This is a genomic window from Streptomyces sp. NPDC060031 (genome assembly GCF_042736805.1).
GTDB lineage: Bacteria > Actinomycetota > Actinomycetes > Streptomycetales > Streptomycetaceae > Streptomyces.
In genome coordinates, this window is record NZ_JBHWVM010000074.1 from 9,882 (window position 1) to 31,588 (window position 21,707).

Genomic DNA, 21,707 nt, shown 5'->3' on the forward strand with positions numbered 1-21,707 from the left:
GGGCTCCCCCGGGGGGCTCCCCGTTCTTTTTGTTGTGCCCCGGGTGGTTGGTGGGGTCTACCCCAAACCCGTTAATTTTGGGGGCCCCCCCGCCGTCCGGCGGGGGCCCCTCGCTTTTGCCGGAGACCGCCGGGGCGGTACGGTCAACGGTCACGAGTGTGTACGTCGAGAACGGGGGACAGGCGTCGATGGCGATTGCCAAGGCCGAGCGGCTGATGAATCTGGCGCTGTGTCTGCTGGGGACCCGCCGGCCGCTGAGCAAGCGTGAACTGCGCGGCTCCATCGAGGCCTACATGGAAGCCGGCAACGACGAGTCCTTCAACCGCATGTTCGAGCGGGACAAGGACGATCTGCGCGAGCTCGGCCTGGTCATCGAGACGGTGGAGAACCTGGACGGCGAGACCGGCTACCTGGCCCGCCGTGACAGCAACCGGCTGCCGCCGGTGTCCCTGGACGCCGAGGAGGCCGCCGCCCTGGGGCTGGCGGCCAAGGTCTGGCAGCAGGCCCGGCTCGCCGGTGCGGCCAGCGGCGCCCTGCAGAAGCTGCGCGCGGGCGGGATGCCCGAGGCCGGCGACCCGTACGAGGGCCAGCACAGCGCCATCGAGCCGCGCATCCCGGTCCACGAGGCGGCCTTCGAGCCGTTGATGCTGGCCTGCCGGGACCGTCGGCCGGTGGTCTTCGACTACCGCAAGTCCACCGCCGCCCGGCCCGAGGCGCGCCAGGTCGAGCCGTGGGCGCTGGAGTGCTGGCGGGGCCACTGGTACCTGGCCGGATACGACCGCGACCGGGGGGCGGAGCGCGTGTTCCGGCTGTCCCGGATCACCGGCAAGGTCCGCTCCCGCGCGGCCAAGTACACCGCGGAGGTCCCGGACGTGGTGACCGTGCGGGAGACCGTGGCGAGCTGGGCGGGGGAGATGGCCGACCGCTCCGCGGTCATCCGGCTGCGGGCCGGCGCGGGCTACCCGCTGCGGGCGAAGGCCACCGCGGTGCGCGAGGGCGGCGACGGCTGGGACGAGCTGGAGATCCCGTACGGGCACGGGCTGGACGCCTGGCTCGTGGAGTTCGGCCCCGATGTCGTGGTGCTGGAGCCCGCAGACCTGCGGGCCGACGTGGTGGACCGGCTCCGCGCGGTCGCCAAGGGCTGACCCGGTCACCAGCAGCCCGGAACATCAGTAGCAACGCCCTGAGGGGGAGACGTACCAGCATGGCTGCCAACGCCATCGATCAGACGCGCCGGATGCTGTCCCTGGTGACGTACCTGCGCGAGCGCCCCGGCGCGCACGTCGCCGACGTCGCCCGCGCCTTCGGGATCACCGAGGACGAGCTGATCTCGGACCTCGACGTGCTGCCCATGTGCGGGACCAGCTTCCGCGGCGGGGACCTGCTCGACATCGACACCGACGGGGAGCGCATCTGGTGGCGCAATCCCGATGCCTCGGGGGAGTCCACCGCCGAGCCGCTGCGGCTGGCCGCCGACGAGGCGACCGCGCTGCTGGTCGCCGCGCGCGCCGTGGCCACGCTGCCCGGCCTGCGCGAGAGCGACCGGGACGCGCTGCTGCGGGCCACCGCGAAGCTGGAGGCCGCGGCCGGCGAGGTGGCCGGGGCCAGTACCCGGCTGTCGGTGACCTTCGAGTCCGAGGGCGGGGTCTTCGCCGACGTGGACCGGGCCATCTCCGAGCGGCGGCGGCTGTGGCTGCGCTACTACTCTCCCGCGCGCGACGAGCTCACCGAGCGCACGGTCGATCCGATCCGGCTCTTCGCGGTGGGGCACACGTACATGGAGGGCTGGTGCCACCTCTCGGAGGCGCGGCGCACCTTCCGGCTCGACCGGGTCGCCGAGATCCGGCTGCTCGACGAGCGGGCCGAACCGCCCGCCATCGAGCCGCGCGACCTGTCCGAGGGGCTGGTGCAGCCGGCCGCCGAGGACCCGGAGGTCGTGGTCGAGGTGGGGCCCGGCGGGCGCTGGGTGGCGGAGTACTACCCGCACGACAGCGCCGAGGAGCTCGCGGACGGCGGGCTGCGCATCACCCTGCGCAGCCCGGATCCGGCCTCGCTGCGCCGGCTCGCGCTGCGGCTGGGGCGTGAGGGACGGATCGTGGCGCCGGTGGAGCTGGCGGACAGCGCGCGGCAGGCGGCGCGGGAAGCACTGGCGGGGTACGGGGAACAGGGCTGAGGGGAGCGCCGAGCGATGTCGCCAACGTCAGGGACACCGGGAACGCCCGGGACATCCGGGGCATCCGGGGCATCCGGGGCGCCGGTCGCCTTCAAGGCGGCCTGCCCCGACTGCCGTGCCCGCTTCGAGCTGGACGCGAGCGCCCTGCGCCTGGCCATCGGCGGCAGCCGGCGCACCACCTTCTACTCCTTCACCTGCCCCGAATGCGGTGCCTCCGTACGCAAACCGGCCGGGGAGCGCATCGTGGAACTGCTGACCGGCGGCGGTGTGAGCACCCTGCGCAGCATCTGAGGCGGCCGGTGGCCTAGGCTCGTCCCATGCTGTGGCCGATGCTCGCAATTGCCCTGGGCTTCCTCGGGCTCGCCGTCCTCTCCGTCCTCGCCGTGCGGGTGTTCGTGGAGGTACGGCGGCTGTCGGGCCAGGTCGCGGACGCCAGCCGCCGGATCGCGGACGCCTCGGGTGACCTGGAGCGGGCGGCGGGCGACCTGGAGCAGGCGGCGGGGGACCTGGCGCGCACGGGCAGGGCCGCACGGCCGTAGCAATGGCGGGGCAACAGTCGTACTGTCGGATCGCCGCGCAAGCGGGGATACCCCGGGGGATTGCCTGGCGTTAACCCCCGGGGGTTACGATCCATGTCAGAGCGGCCGCCGGATCTTTCGCATCCGGGTCGCCCGGCCACCACAACCAGCCGTTTCGGTGAGAAGGAAGACACACATGATCGGCAATATGAAGCCCCTTGAACTCCTTCTGATCATCGCTGTCATCGTGCTGCTGTTCGGCGCCAAGAAGCTTCCCGACATGGCCCGCTCCCTCGGCAAGTCGGCCCGCATCCTCAAGAGCGAGGCCAAGGCGATGAAGAAGGACGGCGAGGCGGACGACGTCGTCGTCGCGCCCCCGGTCGCCGACGCCGCGCCGCAGCCGCCGGTCGTCGCCCCGCGCACCATCCAGGCCGCGCCCGGTGACGTCACCAGCGCCCGCCCGGTCAGCGAGCCGAACCACACCACGCAGGGCTGATCACCGGACACACCGGTCATCTGCAACGAGACAAGGGACGTGGGTTGCTCAAGTCTGCCCGGAAGCAGGGTAAAGCGGACAAGGACGCCGAAGGGCGGATGCCACTTGTCGAGCACCTGCGTGAGCTGAGAAACCGTCTGCTGAAGTCGGTCCTGGCGATCCTCGTGGTCACCATCGTCGCGGCCGTCTACTACCGGCCGATCATCGACTTCCTGCTGGAGCCCATGCTCAGCTCCGTCGGATGTGCGGGCGGTGCGACGGTCCAGCGCAACGGCTCGCCCTGCGCCGAGATGACCACCAGCGGCCTGACCGCGCCGTTCTCCATCGCGCTGAAGGTCGGCCTCTCCGCCGGCATCGTGCTCTCCGCCCCGGTCTGGCTCTACCAGCTGTGGGCGTTCGCCGCCCCCGGCCTGCACAAGAACGAGAAGAAGTACGCGCTGAGCTTCGTGGCGGTCGGCGCGCCGCTGTTCCTGACCGGCGCCGTGCTCGCGTACAAGATCCTGCCCCAGACGGCGGAGATCCTCCTCGGCTTCACACCCGACCACGTCAAGAACCTGCTGCCGGTCGACGACTACCTCGACCTGGTCACCCGCATGGTCGTGGTCTTCGGCATCGCCTTCGAGCTGCCGCTGATGCTGGTGCTGCTGAACTTCACCGGCGTCCTGAGCGCCAAGCGCCTCGGCAGCTGGTGGCGCGCCATGGTCCTCGGCATCACCATCTTCGCCGCCTTCGCGACGCCCACCGGCGACCCGGTCACCATGCTGACGCTGGCCTCCCCGATCGTGGCGCTGTACTTCATCGCGCTGGGGGTCTGCCTCCTCAACGACCGCAGGCGCAAGAACAACAACCCCGACGCGGACCTCGACGACGACGAGGCCTCCCCGCTGGACCTCACCCCGGCCGCCCTGGGCGAGGTCGAGACGGTCCCGGCGCCGAGCGCCCTGCCCGAGCAGGCCGACGGGGGCCGGCACCGGATCAACGGTTACGACGACGCGACCTGACAGGTACATTCCGGTGGGTGAGCTCCCCCAGCCACCGCCGGGAGGTACCCCCTGATCACCCTCTTCGTCAATCCCACCGCGGGACGCGGCCGGGGCGCGCACGCCGCGCAGCCGGCCGCTTCCGCTCTGCGGTCCGCGGGCTTCGCGGTACGGACGGTCGTCGGCGCCGACGCCGAGGACGCGCTGGCCCGGCTGCGCGTCGCCGTCCGCGAGGGCACGGGCGCGGTGATCGCGGTCGGCGGCGACGGCATGGTCTCCCTCGCGCTGCAGGCGCTGGCCGGGACGCTGGTGCCGCTGGGAGTGGTCGCGGTGGGCACCGGCAACGACTTCGCCCGCTCGCTGGGCCTGCCCGTACGGGACCCCGCGCTGGCTGGCCGGCTCGCCGCCGAGGCCCTCAAGGAGAGCCGGATCCGGGAGGTCGACCTGGGACGCGCGGCCGGGAAGTGGTACGGGACCGTGCTGTGCTCCGGCTTCGACTCGCGGGTCAACGACCGCGGCAACCGGATGCGGCTGCCGGCGGGCCGCTTCAAGTACGACCTCGCGATGGTCGCGGAGCTGGCCGCCTTCAAGCCCTTCCCGTACCGGATCACCCTGGACGGCGGCCCGGTCATCGAGACCGAGGCCACGCTGGTGGCCGTCGGCAACGGGTCCTCCTACGGCGGCGGGATGCGCATCTGCGCCGACGCCGTCCCCGACGACGGACTCTTCGACGTCACGGTCGTCGGCGACTGCAGCCGCGCCACCCTCCTCAAGGTGTTCCCGCGGGTCTACAAGGGGACCCACCTCGGCCACCCGAAGGTGAGCGTGTACCGCGCGGCGAAGGTGACCCTGGAGGCCGCCGGGATCACCGCCTACGCGGACGGCGAACCGCTCGGGCCGCTGCCGGTCACCGCCGAGTGCGTACCCGCAGCGGTCCGGCTGCTGACGTAGCCGCCCACTTAAATGATCGCGACTGTTGTCAGGGGTGACGGGTAGGCTCGATACCAAGATGACCGAAGAACTCTCCCCCGCCGAGCGGTACGCCGCTGCCCGGATCCGCGCCGCCGAAGAGGCCACCGCCCTGGCCCCCTTCCGCGAGCTGTACGAATTCGACCTGGACCCCTATCAGGTCGAGGCCTGCAAGGCACTGGAGGCCGACAAGGGCGTGCTGGTGGCCGCCCCGACCGGCTCGGGCAAGACGATCGTCGGCGAGTTCGCCGTGCACCTCGCCCTCGAACAGGGCCGCAAGTGCTTCTACACCACGCCCATCAAGGCCCTGTCGAACCAGAAGTACGCGGACCTCGTCAAGCGCTACGGCGCCGACAAGGTGGGCCTGCTGACGGGCGACAACAGCGTCAACTCCGAGGCGCCCGTGGTCGTGATGACCACCGAGGTGCTCCGCAACATGCTGTACGCGGGCTCGCAGTCGCTGCGCGGTCTGGGCTACGTCGTGATGGACGAGGTGCACTACCTCTCCGACCGGTTCCGCGGAGCCGTCTGGGAGGAAGTCATCATTCACCTCCCCGCGTCGGTGACCCTGGTCTCGCTGTCCGCCACCGTGTCCAACGCCGAGGAGTTCGGCGACTGGCTGGACACCGTGCGCGGCGACACCGCGGTGATCGTCTCCGAGGAGCGGCCCGTACCGCTGTGGCAGCACGTCATGGCGGGCCGGCGGATCTACGACCTCTTCGAGGAGGAGTCCGACCACGGCGGCCGAGGCTCCGCCCGCCGGGAGGTCAACCCCGACCTGCTGCGCATGGCGCGCGAGGAGAACAGCCGCACCTACAACCCGAAGGACCGGCGGCGCGGCAAGATGGTCCGCGAGGCCGACCGCGAGCGCGAGCGGCGCTCCCGCAGCCGGATCTGGACCCCGGGCCGTCCCGAGGTCATCGCCCGCCTCGACAACGACGGGCTGCTGCCCGCCATCAACTTCATCTTCAGCCGGGCCGGCTGCGAGGCCGCCGTCCAGCAGTGCCTGTTCGCGGGCCTGCGGCTCAATGACGACTCCGCCCGGCTGAAGGTCCGTGAGATCGTCGAGGAGCGGACCGCCTCCATCCCCACCGAGGACCTGCACGTCCTGGGCTACTACGAGTGGCTCGAAGGGCTGGAGCGGGGCATCGCCGCGCACCACGCGGGCATGCTGCCCACCTTCAAGGAGGTCGTCGAGGAGCTGTTCGTACGCGGCCTCGTGAAGGCCGTCTTCGCCACCGAGACCCTGGCGCTGGGCATCAACATGCCCGCGCGCACGGTGATCCTGGAGAAGCTGGTCAAGTGGAACGGCGAGCAGCACGCCGACATCACCCCCGGCGAGTACACGCAGCTCACCGGCCGGGCCGGGCGGCGCGGCATCGACGTCGAGGGACACGCGGTCGTGCTGTGGCAGCGCGGCATGGACCCGGCGGCGCTCGCCGGGCTCGCGGGTACCCGTACCTATCCGCTGCGCTCCAGCTTCAAGCCCTCGTACAACATGGCCGTCAACCTCGTGCAGCAGTTCGGGCGGCACCGCTCGCGCGAGCTGCTGGAGACCTCCTTCGCCCAGTTCCAGGCCGACCGCTCGGTGGTCGGGATCTCGCGGCAGGTGCAGCGCAACGAGGAGGGCCTGGAGGGCTACCGGGAGGGCATGACCTGCCACCTCGGCGACTTCGAGGAGTACGCGCAGCTGCGCCGCGACCTCAAGGACCGCGAGACCGACCTGGCCAAGCAGGGCGCGGCGCAGCGGCGGGCCCAGGCGGCCGGTTCGCTGGAGAAGCTCAAGCCGGGCGACATCATCCACGTCCCGACGGGCAAGTTCGCCGGGCTCGCCCTGGTCCTGGACCCGGGCGTGCCGGCCGGGCGGTCCAACGGGCACCGCGGGCACGAGTACACCGAGGGCCCGCGCCCGCTGGTGCTCACCGTCGAGCGGCAGGTCAAGCGGCTCGCCGCGATCGACTTCCCGGTCCCGGTCGAGGCCATCGACCGGATGCGGGTCCCCAAGACCTTCAACGCCCGTTCGCCGCAGTCCCGTCGGGACCTGGCCTCCCAACTGCGCGCCAAGGCCGGGCACGTCGCGCCCGACCGGCACAAGCGGGGCCGGGCCGCGGCGGCCGACGACCGCGAGATCACCCGGCTGCGCGCCGCACTGCGGGCGCACCCCTGCCACGGCTGCGACGAGCGCGAGGACCACGCCCGCTGGGCGGAGCGCTACCACCGCCTGCAGCGCGACACGCAGCAGCTGGAGCGGCGCATCGAGGGCCGGACGAACACCATCGCCCGCACCTTCGACCGGATCCACGCGCTGCTGACCGAGCTGGACTACCTGCGCGAGGACGAGGTCACCGAGCACGGCCGGCGCCTGGCGCGGCTGTACGGCGAGCTCGACCTGCTGGCGTCGGAATGCCTGCGCGCCGGGGTCTGGGAGGGCTTGAGCCCGGCCGAACTGGCCGCCTGCGTCTCGGCGCTGGTCTTTGAGGCGCGCCAGTCGGACGACGCGGTCGCGCCGAAGGTTCCGGGCGGCGCGGCAAAGGCGGCGCTCGGCGAGATGGTCCGCATCTGGGGCCGGCTCGACGCGCTGGAGGAGGAGCACCGCATCAACCAGGCGGAGGGCGTGGGCCAGCGCGAGCCGGACCTCGGCTTCGCGTGGGCGGCGTACCAGTGGGCCTCCGACAAGAGCCTGGACGAGGTGCTGCGCGAGGCGGAGATGCCGGCCGGTGACTTCGTGCGCTGGTGCAAGCAGGTCATCGACGTGCTGGGGCAGGTGGCCGCGGCGGCGCCGTCGTCCTCCGCTCCGCCGTCCTCGGAGGGCGGCAGCACGGTGGCGCGAAATGCCCGTAAGGCCGTGGACGCGCTCCTTCGGGGCGTAGTGGCCTACAGCTCGGTCGGCTAGGAGTTTTTGGGGCTTCCTCTGAAGGCCGGGACGGCCGGATCTCATCTCTTGCCATGATCGATTCGGCGTGCGCTGTGCGACGATCGGCACATGAGTGGCGGAGCGGGAGAGGGTGCGAGACGGGTCGGTCGGCCGCGCGCCGATCAGCTGAGGCCGGACAGCGGCCGGCCGCCGCGCGAGGAACTCCTCTGTGCGGCGGCCGAGTTGTTCACCGTCCAGGGGTACGCGGCCACCACCACGCGGGCGGTGGCCGAGCGAGCCGGGATGCGCCAGGCCACGATGTACCACTACTTCGGCGGCAAGGAGGAACTCCTCGCCGAAATCCTGGAGTCCACGGTCGCCCCCTCGCTGGTGCTGGCCCGCCGGCTGCTGGCCGACGCGGACCGCCCCGCGGACGAGCGGCTCTGGGAGCTGTGCCGTTCCGATGTGCTGCTGCTGTGCGGGGGTCCGTACAACCTGGGCGCGCTCTACCTCCTGCCCGAGGTGGGCGGCTCGCGGTTCACCCGGTTCCGCCGGATGCGCCTCGAACTCAAGGATGCCTACCGCACGTTGCTCGACAGCACCGCCGTCGGGGCCGAACTGTCGGGAGACAGGGCCGGGTTGGCGCTGCGCAACGACCTCGTCTTCGGGCTCATCGAGGGCGTCATGCTGATCCACCGCGCCGATCCGGCGCGACCGGTGGCCGCCTTCGCGGAGGCCACCGCCGACGCGGCGCTGCGGATCGCGGGCGTGGGCCGGCCTCAGTCTTCCGCCTGACCGGCCTCCCAGGCGTCCGGGTCGTGCCACGCCTGCAGGGTGCGGCCGCTCTCGAGACGGTGCGCCGCCCCGGTGACGGGATCGGTGAACTCCAGCACCTTGGCCAGCAGTTGCAGCGGGCGCCGGTAGTCGTCCGGTGCCGGATCGGTGACCTGCGGATACACCGGGTCGCCGAGGATCGGCAGGCCCAGACTGTTCATGTGCACGCGCAGCTGGTGGGTGCGTCCGGTGTGCGGGGTCAGCCGGTAGCGCCCCAAGCCGCCCCGGGACTCGACGAGTTCCACCACGCTCTCGGCATTCGGCTCCGCGTCCGGGACCTCCGCCGCGGCGATGACCCCGCGGAGCTTCTCGATGTGGCTGCGCACCGTACGCGGCAGGTCGAGCCCCGGATCCAGGGGCGCGAGCGCCTCGTACTCCTTGCGGATCCGCCGCTCCTGGAACAGCGTCTGGTACGCGCCGCGGTCCTCGGGGCGGATGCTGAACATCACCAGTCCGGCGGTCAGCCGGTCCAGCCGGTGCGCCGGGCTGAGCTCGGGCAGGTCCAACTCCTCGCGCAGCCGCGCCAGGGCCGTCTGGAACACGTGGCTGCCGCGCGGGGTGGTGGCCAGGAAGTGCGGCTTGTCCACCACGAGCAGGTGCCCGTCGCGGTGGACGACACGGATCGGGAACGGCACGCGCGGCTCGGGCGGCATGTCCCGGTGGAAGAACAGGTAGGAGCCCGGCTCGTACGGGTCCCGCGCGCTCAGCACCCGGCCGCCCGCCCCGAGCACCCGGCCCGTGGCCAGCAGGTGGGCCATGGACTCGGCGCCGCGGGTGCCCGCGTAGCGCGCGGTGAGCCAGGTGCCGAGATCGGGCCAGGTCCCCTGCGGGTCGCCGGGGAGCCGCAGGCGGACGGGGTCGATGCCGGCGATCTGGGGGAGGGGCGAGTCGGGGGCCCGCTTGTGGCGTTTCATCGGGACCAGGCTATGCGGCTACTCCTGGGTGAAGGTGCCCAGGTGGTTGGCGTCCAGGTACTCCACGCGGACCGTGCCGTCGGAGAAGAACACCCCGGTGCGGCCCACCGCGTTCTCGCCGGAGGTCTCGTAGCTGAAGGTGTTCCCGTCGTAGTGGGTGAGCGGGAAGCGCATCGGCTTCGGGCCGAGGGCGAGGGTGAGCGCGCCGTCGGGGCCCGCCGTCACCGTGAGTTTGCCGTAGTAGGGGTTGTCGTAGGTCCCCGTGTACGCCGAGTCGTCCTGGGCCGGTTTCGCGCCCGACGGCGGATGCGCGTAGTCGGTGGGGGAGCGGCCCGCGGTCTCCATCTGCGCGTAGGCGGCGCCGGCCAGGGCCAGCCAGTCGGTGCCCGGCTTGCCGTGCTCGGCCGTGTCGAAGAAGTCCAGGGCCACCGCGTCGGCGAGGCCGACCGGGGCGCCGTTGGTCAGCACGACGATGCCGAGCCGTTCCAGCGGGAGCATCGTGACGTTGGTGTTGGCGCCGAGCTGGAAGGCCCCGGAGTGGCTCAGGCGCAGCCGGCCGGCGTCGTCGTACGAGACGTTCCAGCCGAGCCCGTAGAAGGTGGGGTGGCCGCCGGCTCCGGTGGGCGGCTGCGAGACGATCTCGGGCAGGTGCGTACGGGCCAGGGTGTCGGCCGGGACGATCTGCTTCCCGTCGAGGGAGCCGCCGCCGAGCTGGAGCCGCATCCAGCGGGACAGGTCGCGGGCGGTGGAACTGACACCGCCGGCCGGTGCCTGCGCGTCGGGATCGCGGACGAAGCGGGGGCTCCACGTGCCGTCAGGGTTCTTGACGTGGGTGGCGGCGTGGTCGGCGGCCTGCTCGAAGGCGGAGAACCGGGTGCTCGTACGGGTCATGCCGGCGGGCTTGAAGAGGGTGTCCTCGCTGAGCTTCTGCCAGCTCGTGCCCTTGGCCCTGGCGATGGCCTCGGCGGCGGCGGTGAAGCCGAAGTTGGTGTAGGCGTAGCTCGCGCGGAACGGGGAGAGGGGCTCCAGGCGCAGGTGGTCGAGGATGTACGACTGGTCGTAGCCGAGGTCCTCCAGGAGGTCGCCGGCGTGGTCGGGCAGGCCGCTGCGGTGGGAGAACAGGTCGGCGGTCGCGACGTGGTCGGTGACCCACGGGTCCTTCAGGGCGAAGCCCGGCAGCGCGGTGTGGCGGTCCCACTCGTCGGGGGTGGTCAGGGCGCCGGCCACGACCGTGGAGGAGACCGGCTTGGAGAGCGAGGCGATCTGGAAGACGGTGTCGGGGTCGACCTTGGCGCTCTCGCCGGTGCGGCGCAGTCCGAAGCCCTTGAGGTAGACCACCTTGCCGTCGTGGACGACCGCGACCGAGACGCCGGGGACGCCGGTGCGGGTCATCATGTCGGTGACGGTCGCGTCGATGCGGGTCACTGCCGTGTTGACCTGGGCGTCGGTGATCCGGGGCTGTGGGGCGGGGGGAGGGCTGGGGGCGGCCGTTGCCGTTGCCGTCGCCGCGGCCAGTATGACGGCGGCGCCGGCCGAGCCGATGACGCGGACCGTGCGCATGGGGTCATTGTCCTGCCGGACGGGCGAACGCGCGCGTTCCGTCCCGGGTGGTGCGGCGCAAGCCCCGGGCTGCGCCCGGGCCCCTGGGGCTCCGCCCCGGACCCCGCGCCTCAAACGCCGGCGGGGCTGGATTTTGCCCGGCGGCAGTGGATGCCCGGCCGCGGTGGATTGCCCGGCGCTGGTTGTGCACGGCCGCGGTGGATTTCCCGGCGGTCGCGGAGGGGTGGGGTCAGGCGGCTGCGCGGTGTTCCTGTTCGGCTTCCACTGCGGCGTTCCAGTCGCGCTTGATCGCGCGCCAGCCCTCGTCCGTCTCGCCCAGGCGCCAGTAGCCCGAGATGGACAGGCGCTCGCGGGGGATGCCGCGCTCCATGCGCAGGTGGCGGCGGAGCTCCTTCACGAAGCCCGCCTCGCCGTGGACGAAGGCGTGGACGTCCGCGGAGGGGAACCGCAGGGAGGTCACGGCCTCCACCAGGGCCTCGCCGATCGGGCGGGCGCCGCGGTGGATCCAGACCGGGACGATGCCGCACGGGGTGGCGATCTTCTGCTCGTCCTCCGGGCCCTCGATCTCCACGAAGGCGTGCACCTGGGCCCCGACCGGCATCCGCTCCATCGCCGCGCCGATCGCCGGCAGGGCGCTCTCGTCGCCGACCAAGAGGTGCCAGCCGGCCTTCGGCTCCGGGGCGTAGCCCCCGCCCGGGCCGAGGAAGCGTACGACTTCACCCGGCTGGACGCGGGCCGCCCAGGGACCGGCCAGGCCCTCGTCCCCGTGCACGACGAAGTCCAGGGTCAGCTCCCGGTGGGCCGGGTCCCAGCAGCGCACGGTGTACGCCCGCTGGCGCGGCCACTCCTCGCGCGGGTGCGCCGAGCGGATCTGATCCAGGTCCCAGGGTTCGGCGTAGCGGACGCCGTCGGCGGCGAAGAGCAGCTTGACGTAGTGGTCGGTGAACTCGCCGGCGCCGAACCCGGCCAGCCCCTCACCGCCCAGGACGATCCGCACCATGTGCGGCGTCAACCGCTCGGTGCGCACGACGACTGCGGTGCCGACTGTGCGGGCGCGTCCTTCTGCCACGGCGTCTCCCCTGACTCCCCAGAAACTTAGGTTTACCTAAGTTATCACCTCATGGGCGCAGTGCGCTGCTCAGGCGTGACACGGCTCCGGTCAGACCCCACCGGCGCGCAAGAGCGTCCACCAGTTCCGGCTGCGCCGGGGCCGCGGGCAGGGCCGCGTCGAAGTCCGGCAGCGGGACGTCCGAGGCGACCTGGACCACCTTCGGGGCCACCGCCAGATACGGCCGGGACTCGTCCAGCCGCTTGCGCTGGGTGGGGGTCAGCTTCGACTTCGGGTCGTCGATCGCGGCGAGGATCCCGGCCAGGGTGCCGTACGCGTCGAGGAGCTTGGCCGCCGTCTTCTCGCCGATGCCCGGCACGCCCGGCAGTCCGTCGCTGGGGTCGCCGCGCAGCAGCGCCAGGTCCGCGTAGCCGGGGCCGTCCACCCCGTACTTCTCGCGCAGCCACGCCTCGTCCGTCATCTGCAGGGTGCCGACCCCCTTCAGCGGGTAGAGCACGCGCCGCGCCTTGGCGTCGTCCACCAGCTGGTAGAGGTCCCGGTCGCCCGTGACGATGTCCACCGGGCCGGTGGCGCGGGCGGTGAGCGTGCCGATCACGTCGTCCGCCTCGTACCCGGCGACCCCCACCCGGGCGATGCCGAACGCGTCCAGGGCCGCCTCGATGATCGGCACCTGCGGGGCCAGGGTGTCCGGGGTCTCCTCCACGTCCGGGCCGGTGGCGGTCTCCTCGGCGACCCGGTGGGCCTTGTACGAGGGGATCAGCTCGACCCGCCAGTGCGGCCGCCAGTCCGCGTCCATGCACGCCACCAGATCGTCCGGCCGGTGGTCCTGCACCAGGCGCCCGATGAAGTCCAGCAGCCCGCGCACGGCGTTGACCGGAGTGCCGTCGGGGGCCTTCACGGAGTCCGGCACACCGAAGTACGCGCGGTAGTAGAGGGAGGCGGTGTCCAGGAGCATCAGGCGTCGTGTCGTCGTCACGACCACGATGATGCCGCACCCGCCGAACCCAGGGCCGCCGGGAAAACGCTCGATGCGCGGTGGGCGGGTCACCTCGTGCGCGCGAAACCGGGGGCGGTTGCTGCGTAAGGTGCTTACAGCACACCCATGTGCGACGGACAAGGGGAGGGCAGCCCCGACATGAACGACAGGGACGGCACGCAGGACCTGTACACAGCGGACGGCAAGAGCGACCGGAACGACAGGGACGACAAGCACAAGGACGCCAAGGAACCGCTCCGGGTGGGCGTGGCCGTACGCAAACGGCGCCGCGCGCTGCACCTGACGCTCGCCGCCGTCTCGGCGCGCAGCGGCCTGTCGGTGCCCTTCCTGAGCCAGATAGAGAACGAGCGGGCCCGGCCCAGCATGCGGTCCCTGGAGCGGGTCGCGGACGCGCTGGAGACCACCGCCGTCGAGCTGCTGGCCGCCTCCGACACCGCGCGCACGGTGGACCTCGTACGGGCCGGCGACGACTCCGGGCTCACCCCGGTCCCGGGCGTACGGCCCCTCGTGCGCGGGCACCACCAACTGCACGCGCTGGAGTTCACCGGGGACCAGGACGCGGGCCGCGAGTACCAGCACCGCAACGACGAGCTGATGTACGTGGTCTCCGGCGCGTGCCAGGTGGAGGCCGAGGGGCGGGCGTACCGGCTGGAGAGCGGTGACGCGCTGTTCCTCTCCGGCGGGGTGCGGCACCGGTGGCGGGCCGTCACCGAGGACACCCGGTTCCTCGTCGTCGCGGTCGGCGACCACATCCACGCGACCTCCGAACCGCCGGCGCCGGGGCGCTGAGCCGGATGCGGGTCGTCTCGCTGGTGCCGTCGCTGACCGAGGCGGTGGCGGTGAGCGCGCCCGGGCTGCTGGTCGGGGCGACCGACTGGTGCACGCATCCCGCGGACCTCGGGGACGCGGCGCGGATCGGGGGAACGAAGAACCCCGACGTGCGCCGGATCGCGCGGCTGCGCCCGGACCTGGTGATCGCCAACGAGGAGGAGAACCGGGCCCCGGACCTGGCGGAGCTGCGGGCGGCCGGGGTGGAGGTGCTGGTCACCGAGGTACGCGGGCTGCCGCAGGCGCTGAGCGAGCTGGACCGGGTCCTGGTGGGAGCCCTGGGGCTGAAGCGGCCCGAGTGGCTGGACCGGGCCGAGGCCGCCTGGGCGGACGTGCGGCCCGTGGCGCCCGGCGGGGAGCGAACGGCCTTCGTGCCGGTGTGGCGCAGGCCGTGGATGGTGCTGGGCCGGGACACCTTCGCGGGCGATCTGCTGGCCCGGCTGGGGGTGCGCAACGCGTACGCCGGGCACGCGGAGCGCTACCCGTGCGTGCCCGTCGAGGAGCTGGCCGCCGCCGGCTGCGATCTGGTGGTGCTCCCCGACGAGCCGTACCGCTTCACGGAGTCCGACGGCCCGGAGGCGTTCGCGCCCCTGCCGGCGGCGCTGGTCAGCGGCCGCCACCTGACCTGGTACGGGCCTTCGCTGGCGCAGGCCCCGGCGGTGCTGGGGGCCGCCCTGCGCGCGGCGCGCTGAAGCGTTCCGGTCACAGCACTGGCCAGCTAGCGGGGTGCGGCCAGGAGGCGGCCGGAGAAGAGGCCGCGCAGGGTGTGGGTCGCGGCCAGGACCCAGGCGGTGAGCAGGGCCAGGAACAGTGCGGCGGCCAGCCAGGCGAAGGCGGTCAGCCCGGTGTGGTGGGCCAGGCCGGCGGCGCCGGTGACGCAGGTGCCGATGGGGAAGGTCAGGGCCCACCAGGTCATGGCGAACCCCATGCCGCCCCGGGCGGCCCGGACCAGCATGGCGACGGCCAGGGCCAGCCACAGCAGGGCGAAGCCCATCACGGGCACCCCGTAGACGACCGCGAAGGCGCCGAACGCACCGGCGTAGGGGGCCGCTATCGACTGGGGCGCCACGTCGGCGAGCTGGTTGACGGCGGTGGTCGACTGCCCGAGGGGGCCCAGGACCAGGAACAGGGTCGGGGTGAGGGCCAGGGGCAGGGGCCCGTGCATGATCAGGCGGCCGAAGATCAGGGGGAGCATCAGCAGGGTGGCGAGCAGGCTGATGCCGAACATGGCGTAGCAGGCGAGCAGCATGGCCTCGCGGGGCTGCCCCGAGGGCAGGTGGGGTATCAGCAGCGGGCCGACGGCGGCGGAGACCATGGGGGCGACCACGGGGAGCAGCCACACCGGGGTGGCCTGCCCGGGCGTGACCTTGTGGCGGACCACCATCAGGTAGGGCACGACGACGGCCATGAGCAGGCCGATCGCGGTGCCGGCGGTGAAGAGGACCGCGTCCGCGGCGACGGCGGCCAGCACCCCGATCAGGTCCTTGCCGACGATCATGGTGCCGCCGCCGACGGCCAGCAGGGCCATCGCGAGGCAGCCGTAGAAGGGGGCCACGGCGGGGTCGAGGAGATGGGCCCGGGCCTGGTCGCGGTGGTGGAGCCAGTGCCCGGCGCGGGCGGTGAGCAGGACGGCGAGGGCGGCGGCGGACAGGGCCCAGAGGATCAGGCAGGCCACGCGCTGGCCGGGGAGCTGGTACGGGAGGGTCGCGCCGGCGTTCGCGATGATCGCCGTGCCCATGACGGAGGCGTACCAGTTGGGGCCGAGGTGGCGCAGCGCCGGTGCCTTGTGGGCGGGGGCGGCGGCGGTCTCGGGGGTGGTGTCGGATCGAACCAGGGTGGTGGCCATGGCTCCAGGGTTCCGCCGGGGCGGGCCGGGCGGCAGAGGTCATCTTCCTATGAGGACATAAACTGAACTTATGGGTAATGAGGAGTGGGCGTCGCAGGTTCCGCTGGCGCACCGGGTACCGGATCTCGGCGCGCTGGAACTGCTGCTCGCGGTCGCGCGGATCGGCAGCCTGAGCGGCGCGGCCCGGCGGCTGGGCATCACCCAGCCCGCGGCGAGCAGCCGGATCCGTGCGATGGAGACCCGGCTGGGGGTGGCGCTGGTGGACCGCTCCCCGCGCGGCTCCACGCTCACCGCGGAGGGCGCGCTGGTCACGGACTGGGCCCGGCGGGTGGTGGAGGCGGCGGAAGCCTTCGACGCCGGTGCGCAGGCGCTGCGGGGGCGGCGCGACTCGCGGCTGCGGGTTGCGGCCAGCATGACCATCGCGGAGTACCTGTTGCCCGGGTGGCTGATCGCCCTGCGCGGGCAGAGGCCCGGGACGGCGGTGTCGTTGCACGCGGGGAACTCGGCGGTGGTGGCGCAGCGGGTCCTGGCCCACGAGGCGGACCTCGGCTTCGTGGAGGGGCTGACGGTGCCGGAGGGGCTGGACTCGGCGGTCATCGCACAGGACCGGCTGGTGGTGGCGGTGGCGTCGGGGCACCCGTGGGCGCGGCGGGCCAAGGGGGTGGAGGCGGCGGAACTGGCGTCGACGCCGCTGATCCTGCGGGAGCGGGGGTCGGGGACGCGGCAGGTGCTGGACGCGGCGCTGGCGGGGTGCGGGGGCGTGGCGGAGCCGCTGCTGGAGCTGGCGTCGACCACGGCCGTCAAGGCGGCGGCGCTGAGCGGGGCGGGGCCGTGCGTGCTGTCGGAACTGGCGGTGGGGGACGAGTTGGCGGGGCGGCGGCTGGTGGCCGTGCCGGTGGTCGGGGCGGCGCTGGACCGGGCCCTGCGGGCCGTCTGGCCGACGGGCTCCCGCCCGGCGGGCCCGGCGCGCGACCTGCTGTCCCTGACGCGCCGGCTCCCGTAGCGCCGCCGGTCCGGCCACGCCGCGGGGGTCCGGGGCCGGCCCCCGGCAGTGGCGCCGCGGCCGCCCGGTCCGGCCGTGGAGCCCCGGGGGTTACGAGACCAGGACCGAAGTGCGCGCGGTGGCCGCCGAGACGAGGGACGACATCACGCGGGTGTCCTCGTCCCGTTCCGGGTGCCACTGGACGCCGACGACCCACCGCGCCGGGTCCGCGAGTTCGATCGCCTCCACCGTCCCGTCGGCCGCGTGGGCCGAGACGATCAGGTCGCGGCCCAGGCGGTCCACGGCCTGGTGGTGGTACGTCGGAACCTCCGCCTCCTGCGGCACCAGCGCCGCGTACCGCGTGCCCGGCACCGGCCGCACCGGGTGCCAGGAGATGACGCCCGGGGCGTCCGCGTGCCCGTCGATGTGCTGGTGCAGCGTCCCGCCCAGGGCCACGTTCAGCGCCTGCATGCCCCGGCAGATCCCCAGCAGCGGCATGCCGGAGGCGAGCGCCGCCCCGATCAGCGCCAGTTCCCAGTGGTCGCGGACCGTGGCGGGCGCTCCCGTACGGGGATCGCGGGCGGCGCCGTAGTGGAGCGGGTCCACGTCGGGGCCGCCCGCGACGACCAGGCCGTCCAGCCGGCTCAGCACCTCCGCCGCCCTGCCGGGTTCGTCCGGCGGCAGCAGCACCGCCGCGCCGCCCGCCGCCTGGACGAGTTCGTAGTACCCGGTGGGGACGAGGGCGGTGGGAAGGTCCCACACCCCGTAGCGGGTGGACGCTTCCACGTAGGTGGAGATGCCGATGAGCGGCCTGTGCACGGTTGATACCTCCAGAGGGTGGATCGGGGCCAGGATTTCAGTCGCGGGACAGTTCCGCCTCCGCTTCCGCGAGAGCCGCGAACTCTTCCTCCGGCGCGGAGGCCACCAGGTGGTGCCGACTGTAGATCGCGAAGTAGGCGAGGGCGACGGCGTACACGGCCAGTGCGATGAACGCCGCGTCCTTGTCCACCAGGAAGGTGGCGACCAGGGCCGACAGGGCGAGTACGAAGGCCACCGAGGAGGTGGCGATCCCGCCCGGGGTGCGGTACGGCCGCTCCAGGTCCGGCTCGCGGCGGCGCAGGACGATGTGGGAGAGGGCCATCAGGGCGTAGCTGATGGTCGCGCCGAAGACCGCGATGTTCAGCATGCGCGGTCCGTTGCCGGTGGCGGCGGCCAGGGCGAAGCCGATCGCGCCGGGGATCAGCAGGCCCAGGTACGGGGCCTTGCGCTTGGAGGTCAGCGAGAGGAAGCGCGGGAGGTAGCCCGCCCGGGACAGGGCGAACAGCTGGCGCGAACCGGCGTAGATGAGGGAGAAGAAGGAGGCCACCAGCCCGGCGAGCCCGGCGTAGTTGACGAAGGTCTTCAGCCAGGAGAGTCCGGAGTTGCCCTCCAGGGCGACGACCAGCGGGTTGCCCGCGTCCTTGATGGCGTCGGCGCCCCGCGCCCCGGTCGAGGCGAGGAAGGTGATCAGCGCGAGCAGGATCAGGATGCCCATCGAGATCGACAGGGCGCGCGGCATGGAGCGCACCGGGTCCTTGGCCTCCTCGGCCGCCAGCGGCACGCCCTCGACGCCGAGGAAGAACCACATGCCGAAGGGGAACGCGGCCCAGATGCCGAGGATGCCCAGCGGCAGCCAGGAGCCGGAGCCGAAGGCGGTGGTGTCCACGGCGATGTCGTCGAGGTGGCCCGCGTCGAACTCGGTGAACGCGCCGAGCGCGAAGACGATCAGGGCGATCACGGCGATGGCGGTGACGACGAGGGAGAAGCGCAGGGCCTCGCCGACTCCCCAGAGGTGGATGCCGATGAAGATCGCGAAGCAGGCGAGGTAGACGGGCCAGCCGGAGGTGAGGCCGAAAAGGTTGAGGGACTCGACGTAGTCGCCGATGAAGATGGCGATGGCGGCGGGGGCGAGGATGTACTCGATGAGGATGGCGGTGCCGGTGAGGAAACCGCCCCAGGTGCCCAGCGCCCGGCGGGCGAAGCCGTAGCCGCCGCCGGCGGTCGGCAGGATCGCCGACAGCTCCGCGAGGGAGAAGACGAGGCAGGCGTACATCGCGCCCATCAGGGCGGTGGCGATGGCGAGCCCGCCGAAACCGCCCTGGGCGAGGCCGACGTTCCAGCCGGAGAAGTCTCCGGAGACGACGTACGCGACGCCGAGGCCGGTGAGCAGCAGCCAGCCGGCGCTGCCGCGGCGCAGGGTGCGGCGCTCCAGGTAGCCGTCGGTGCCCTCGGGGGACGTGGTGGGATCGGGTACGGCTGCCAGCCGTGCCGAGGTGTCGTCGGCCATGTGCGCTCCTGCCTAGGGCAATGGTTGTGGGGCGTACCTTTGCCGCTGAGGAGTGGCGGGCGCAAGACCCGTGCGTTAAACAGGGGTTACGAAAAGTTCTCCGGCCGACGCCGGCGCGGCCGTCCCGCATCCCGCATCCCGCCGCTCAGGCCAGGAACCCCCGCAGCAGCGCCGCCGTGCCGCAGCAGTGCTCGCGCATCACCTCGCGCGCCGCGTCCGCGTCCCGCTCCAGCACCGCCTCCACCAGGGTGGTGTGCTGCTGCTGCGAGTGCTCCAGGTTGCGCACCAGCAGCGGGATGCAGTCCAGCAGGTCGTTCACGGTGGCCCGGACGGCCGCGTACTGGGCCGTCAGGGTGGCGGATCCGGCGAGTTCGCACAGGGCGAGGTGGAAGAGGGTGTCCTGGCGCCGGTAATCGGCGAGCTGGGCGTCGTGGGTGGCGGTCAGGGCCCCGAGCAGCCGCTCCGCACCTTCTTCGGCCAGCCCCTGGGAGGCGCACAGTCCGGCCGCGCCCACCTCCAGGACCTCGCGGAACCGCAGGACGTCCTCGATGTCCACGCCCGCGACCCGCCGGCGCAGCTCCTCCTCGGCGCCGCTCGCCGGGGTGTCGGGGCGGGGCAGCACGAACGTTCCGCCGTACCGTCCCCGCCGGGCCTCCACCAGGCCCTGGTCCTGGAGGACCTTCAGCACCTCGCGGAGCGTGACCCGGCTGATCCCCATCCGCTCGGCCAACTCCCGCTCGGGCGGCAACCGTTCCCCGCCGGGCACCAGGCCGAGGCGGACCACTTGCAGGATCTGCTCCAGCGCCTCCTCGAAGCCGCTGCCCGCCCGCACCTGGCGCAGCACGGGATTCAGCCGCGCGACGGCGCCGCCCTCACTCGCCGTATCGGTCATCTCGGCTCCTCCCCTTCCCAAGCAATGGTTCTATTCAATACCTTAGGCGCACTCGGCTCACCGAAGGAGAGATTCCCGTGGTAGACCGCAAGCCGCCGCTCGCGATTGAGGAGCTCCGTGCCCTCGTCGCCAGCGGTGAGATCGACACAGTGGTCCTGGCCTTCCCCGACATGCAGGGGCGGCTCCAGGGCAAGCGGTTCGCCGCACAGTTCTTCCTCGACGAGGTCCTCGCGCACGGCACCGAGGGCTGCAACTACCTCCTCGCCGTCGACACCGACATGAACACCGTCGACGGATACGAGATGTCCTCCTGGGACCGGGGCTACGGCGACTTCGCCATGCACCCCGACCTCGCCACCCTGCGCCGGATCCCCTGGAACCCCGGCAGCGCCTTCCTCGTGGCCGACCTCGCCTGGAACGACGGCACGCCCGTCGTCGCCGCGCCCCGCCAGATCCTGCGCCGGCAGCTGGAGCGCCTCGCCGAGCACGGGTACGGCGCGATGGTCGGCACCGAGCTGGAGTTCATGGTCTTCCAGGACACCTACGAGCAGGCCTGGAACCGCGACTACAAGGGCCTGACCCCCGCCAACCAGTACAACATCGACTACTCCGTCCTCGGGACCGGCCGCATCGAGCCCCTGCTGCGCCGCGTCCGCAACGAGATGCAGGCCGCGGGCCTGGTCGTCGAGTCGGCGAAGGGGGAGTGCAACCTCGGCCAGCACGAGATCGTCTTCCGCTACGACGAGGCGCTGACCACCTGCGACCAGCACGCGGTCTACAAGACCGGGGCGAAGGAGATCGCCGCCCAGGAAGGCGTCTCCCTCACCTTCATGGCCAAGTACGACGAGCGCGAGGGCAACTCCTGCCACATCCACCTCTCGCTCAGCGACGCCGACGGACGCAACGCGATGGCCGGTGAGGACCCTGACGGCCCCGACGACCACGGCGGCATGTCCCCGGTGATGCGTCACTTCCTGGCCGGTCAGTTGGCCGCGCTGCGCGACTTCTCCCTTCTCTACGCCCCGAACATCAACTCGTACAAGCGTTTCCGCCCCGGATCCTTCGCTCCGACCGCCGTCGCCTGGGGCGTCGACAACCGGACCTGCGCCCTGCGGGTCGTCGGCCACGGCCGCTCCATGCGCTTCGAGAACCGCCTCCCCGGCGGCGACGTCAACCCCTACCTCGCCGTCGCCGGCCTGGTCGCGGCCGGTCTCCACGGCATCGAGAACCGCCTGGAACTGCCCGAAGCCTGTGCGGGCAACGCCTACACCGCCGACTACGCCCACGTCCCGACGACCCTGCGCGAGGCCGCCGAGCTCTGGGAGAACAGCGAGATCGCCAAGGCCGCGTTCGGGCCCGAAGTGGTCGCCCACTACCGGAACATGGCCCGCGTGGAACTGGACGCGTACGACTCCGCCGTCACCGACTGGGAACTGCGCCGCTCCTTCGAACGCCTGTAACCCGCTCCC

General features: G+C 72.6%; 21 protein-coding genes. 13 read left to right on the plus strand and 8 right to left on the minus strand.

Going from position 1 to position 21,707, the window contains the following annotated elements; genetic code table 11:
• Positions 1–188 precede the first annotated feature (188 nt).
• The 9 genes from ACFWB8_RS27300 (at position 189) to ACFWB8_RS27340 (ending at position 8,785) form a co-directional block, all read left to right on the plus strand.
• Positions 189–1,145: a helix-turn-helix transcriptional regulator gene (locus ACFWB8_RS27300; protein ID WP_385232481.1), complete on the plus strand. Its 957-nt coding sequence runs from the start codon at positions 189–191 to the stop codon at positions 1,143–1,145.
• A 59-nt stretch (positions 1,146–1,204) separates the two neighbouring features.
• Entirely contained in the window at positions 1,205–2,173 is a 969-nt protein-coding gene (locus ACFWB8_RS27305) for a helix-turn-helix transcriptional regulator (protein ID WP_385232484.1), read from the plus strand.
• 15 nt (positions 2,174–2,188) lie between these two features.
• The gene (locus ACFWB8_RS27310; protein ID WP_385232487.1) at positions 2,189–2,464 is read left to right on the plus strand and encodes a hypothetical protein; all 276 of its coding nucleotides are present in this window, start codon (positions 2,189–2,191) and stop codon (positions 2,462–2,464) included.
• Positions 2,465–2,490: 26 nt separating this feature from the next.
• Complete coding sequence (locus ACFWB8_RS27315; RefSeq protein ID WP_385232490.1) at positions 2,491–2,712, plus strand: hypothetical protein; 222 nt, start codon at positions 2,491–2,493, stop codon at positions 2,710–2,712.
• A gap of 175 nt (positions 2,713–2,887) precedes the next feature.
• A complete protein-coding gene (tatA, locus tag ACFWB8_RS27320; RefSeq protein WP_385232493.1) occupies positions 2,888–3,187 on the plus strand; it encodes a Sec-independent protein translocase subunit TatA in 300 nt (99 codons plus the stop codon).
• A gap of 44 nt (positions 3,188–3,231) precedes the next feature.
• Positions 3,232–4,188: a twin-arginine translocase subunit TatC gene (gene tatC, locus ACFWB8_RS27325; protein WP_385232497.1), complete on the plus strand. Its 957-nt coding sequence runs from the start codon at positions 3,232–3,234 to the stop codon at positions 4,186–4,188.
• A 51-nt stretch (positions 4,189–4,239) separates the two neighbouring features.
• On the plus strand, positions 4,240–5,118 hold the full coding sequence (locus tag ACFWB8_RS27330) for a diacylglycerol kinase (RefSeq protein WP_385232555.1): 879 nt from the start codon (positions 4,240–4,242) through the stop codon (positions 5,116–5,118).
• Between the two features lie 58 nt (positions 5,119–5,176).
• Positions 5,177–8,029 (plus strand): DEAD/DEAH box helicase, encoded by a 2,853-nt coding sequence (locus ACFWB8_RS27335; RefSeq protein WP_385232500.1) that lies wholly within the window; start codon positions 5,177–5,179, stop codon positions 8,027–8,029.
• Positions 8,030–8,119: 90 nt separating this feature from the next.
• Positions 8,120–8,785: a TetR/AcrR family transcriptional regulator gene (locus ACFWB8_RS27340; RefSeq protein WP_385232503.1), complete on the plus strand. Its 666-nt coding sequence runs from the start codon at positions 8,120–8,122 to the stop codon at positions 8,783–8,785.
• Here the strand turns inward: ACFWB8_RS27340 and ACFWB8_RS27345 are convergent.
• From ACFWB8_RS27345 to ACFWB8_RS27360, 4 genes are all read right to left on the minus strand, one after another.
• Positions 8,770–9,738: an RluA family pseudouridine synthase gene (locus tag ACFWB8_RS27345; RefSeq protein WP_385232506.1), complete on the minus strand. Its 969-nt coding sequence runs from the start codon at positions 9,736–9,738 to the stop codon at positions 8,770–8,772. The genes ACFWB8_RS27340 and ACFWB8_RS27345 overlap by 16 nt on opposite strands.
• Before the next feature lie 18 nt (positions 9,739–9,756).
• Positions 9,757–11,298, minus strand: a complete 1,542-nt coding sequence (locus ACFWB8_RS27350; RefSeq protein WP_385232509.1) for a serine hydrolase — start codon at positions 11,296–11,298, stop codon at positions 9,757–9,759.
• 229 nt (positions 11,299–11,527) lie between these two features.
• Complete coding sequence (locus tag ACFWB8_RS27355; RefSeq protein WP_385232512.1) at positions 11,528–12,367, minus strand: siderophore-interacting protein; 840 nt, start codon at positions 12,365–12,367, stop codon at positions 11,528–11,530.
• Between the two features lie 49 nt (positions 12,368–12,416).
• Positions 12,417–13,322, minus strand: coding sequence for a 5'-3' exonuclease H3TH domain-containing protein (locus ACFWB8_RS27360; protein WP_385232558.1), 906 nt, complete (start codon positions 13,320–13,322; stop codon positions 12,417–12,419).
• Between the two features lie 282 nt (positions 13,323–13,604).
• On the opposite strand from ACFWB8_RS27360, the gene ACFWB8_RS27365 reads away from it, so the two are divergent.
• Together ACFWB8_RS27365 and ACFWB8_RS27370 are read left to right on the plus strand one after the other, a co-directional pair.
• Positions 13,605–14,153, plus strand: a complete 549-nt coding sequence (locus tag ACFWB8_RS27365) for a helix-turn-helix domain-containing protein (RefSeq protein ID WP_385232561.1) — start codon at positions 13,605–13,607, stop codon at positions 14,151–14,153.
• 5 nt (positions 14,154–14,158) lie between these two features.
• A complete protein-coding gene (locus ACFWB8_RS27370; RefSeq protein ID WP_385232515.1) occupies positions 14,159–14,884 on the plus strand; it encodes a helical backbone metal receptor in 726 nt (241 codons plus the stop codon).
• A 26-nt stretch (positions 14,885–14,910) separates the two neighbouring features.
• Here ACFWB8_RS27370 and ACFWB8_RS27375 read toward each other — a convergent pair whose 3' ends face one another.
• Positions 14,911–16,038 carry a TDT family transporter gene (locus tag ACFWB8_RS27375; protein WP_385232518.1) on the minus strand — a complete coding sequence of 376 codons (1,128 nt, stop codon included), beginning with the start codon at positions 16,036–16,038 and terminating at the stop codon, positions 14,911–14,913.
• A 70-nt stretch (positions 16,039–16,108) separates the two neighbouring features.
• On the opposite strand from ACFWB8_RS27375, the gene ACFWB8_RS27380 reads away from it, so the two are divergent.
• Positions 16,109–17,041, plus strand: a complete 933-nt coding sequence (locus tag ACFWB8_RS27380) for a LysR family transcriptional regulator (protein WP_385232521.1) — start codon at positions 16,109–16,111, stop codon at positions 17,039–17,041.
• 90 nt (positions 17,042–17,131) lie between these two features.
• Here ACFWB8_RS27380 and ACFWB8_RS27385 read toward each other — a convergent pair whose 3' ends face one another.
• The 3 genes from ACFWB8_RS27385 to ACFWB8_RS27395 form a co-directional block, all read right to left on the minus strand.
• A complete protein-coding gene (locus tag ACFWB8_RS27385; protein WP_385232524.1) occupies positions 17,132–17,839 on the minus strand; it encodes a gamma-glutamyl-gamma-aminobutyrate hydrolase family protein in 708 nt (235 codons plus the stop codon).
• 37 nt (positions 17,840–17,876) lie between these two features.
• Complete coding sequence (gene eat, locus ACFWB8_RS27390; protein ID WP_385232527.1) at positions 17,877–19,346, minus strand: ethanolamine permease; 1,470 nt, start codon at positions 19,344–19,346, stop codon at positions 17,877–17,879.
• 145 nt (positions 19,347–19,491) lie between these two features.
• A complete protein-coding gene (locus tag ACFWB8_RS27395) occupies positions 19,492–20,238 on the minus strand; it encodes a FadR/GntR family transcriptional regulator (protein WP_385232530.1) in 747 nt (248 codons plus the stop codon).
• A 77-nt stretch (positions 20,239–20,315) separates the two neighbouring features.
• Between ACFWB8_RS27395 and ACFWB8_RS27400 the strand changes: the two genes are divergently transcribed.
• Positions 20,316–21,698 carry a glutamine synthetase family protein gene (locus ACFWB8_RS27400; protein WP_385232533.1) on the plus strand — a complete coding sequence of 461 codons (1,383 nt, stop codon included), beginning with the start codon at positions 20,316–20,318 and terminating at the stop codon, positions 21,696–21,698.
• Positions 21,699–21,707 lie beyond the last annotated feature (9 nt).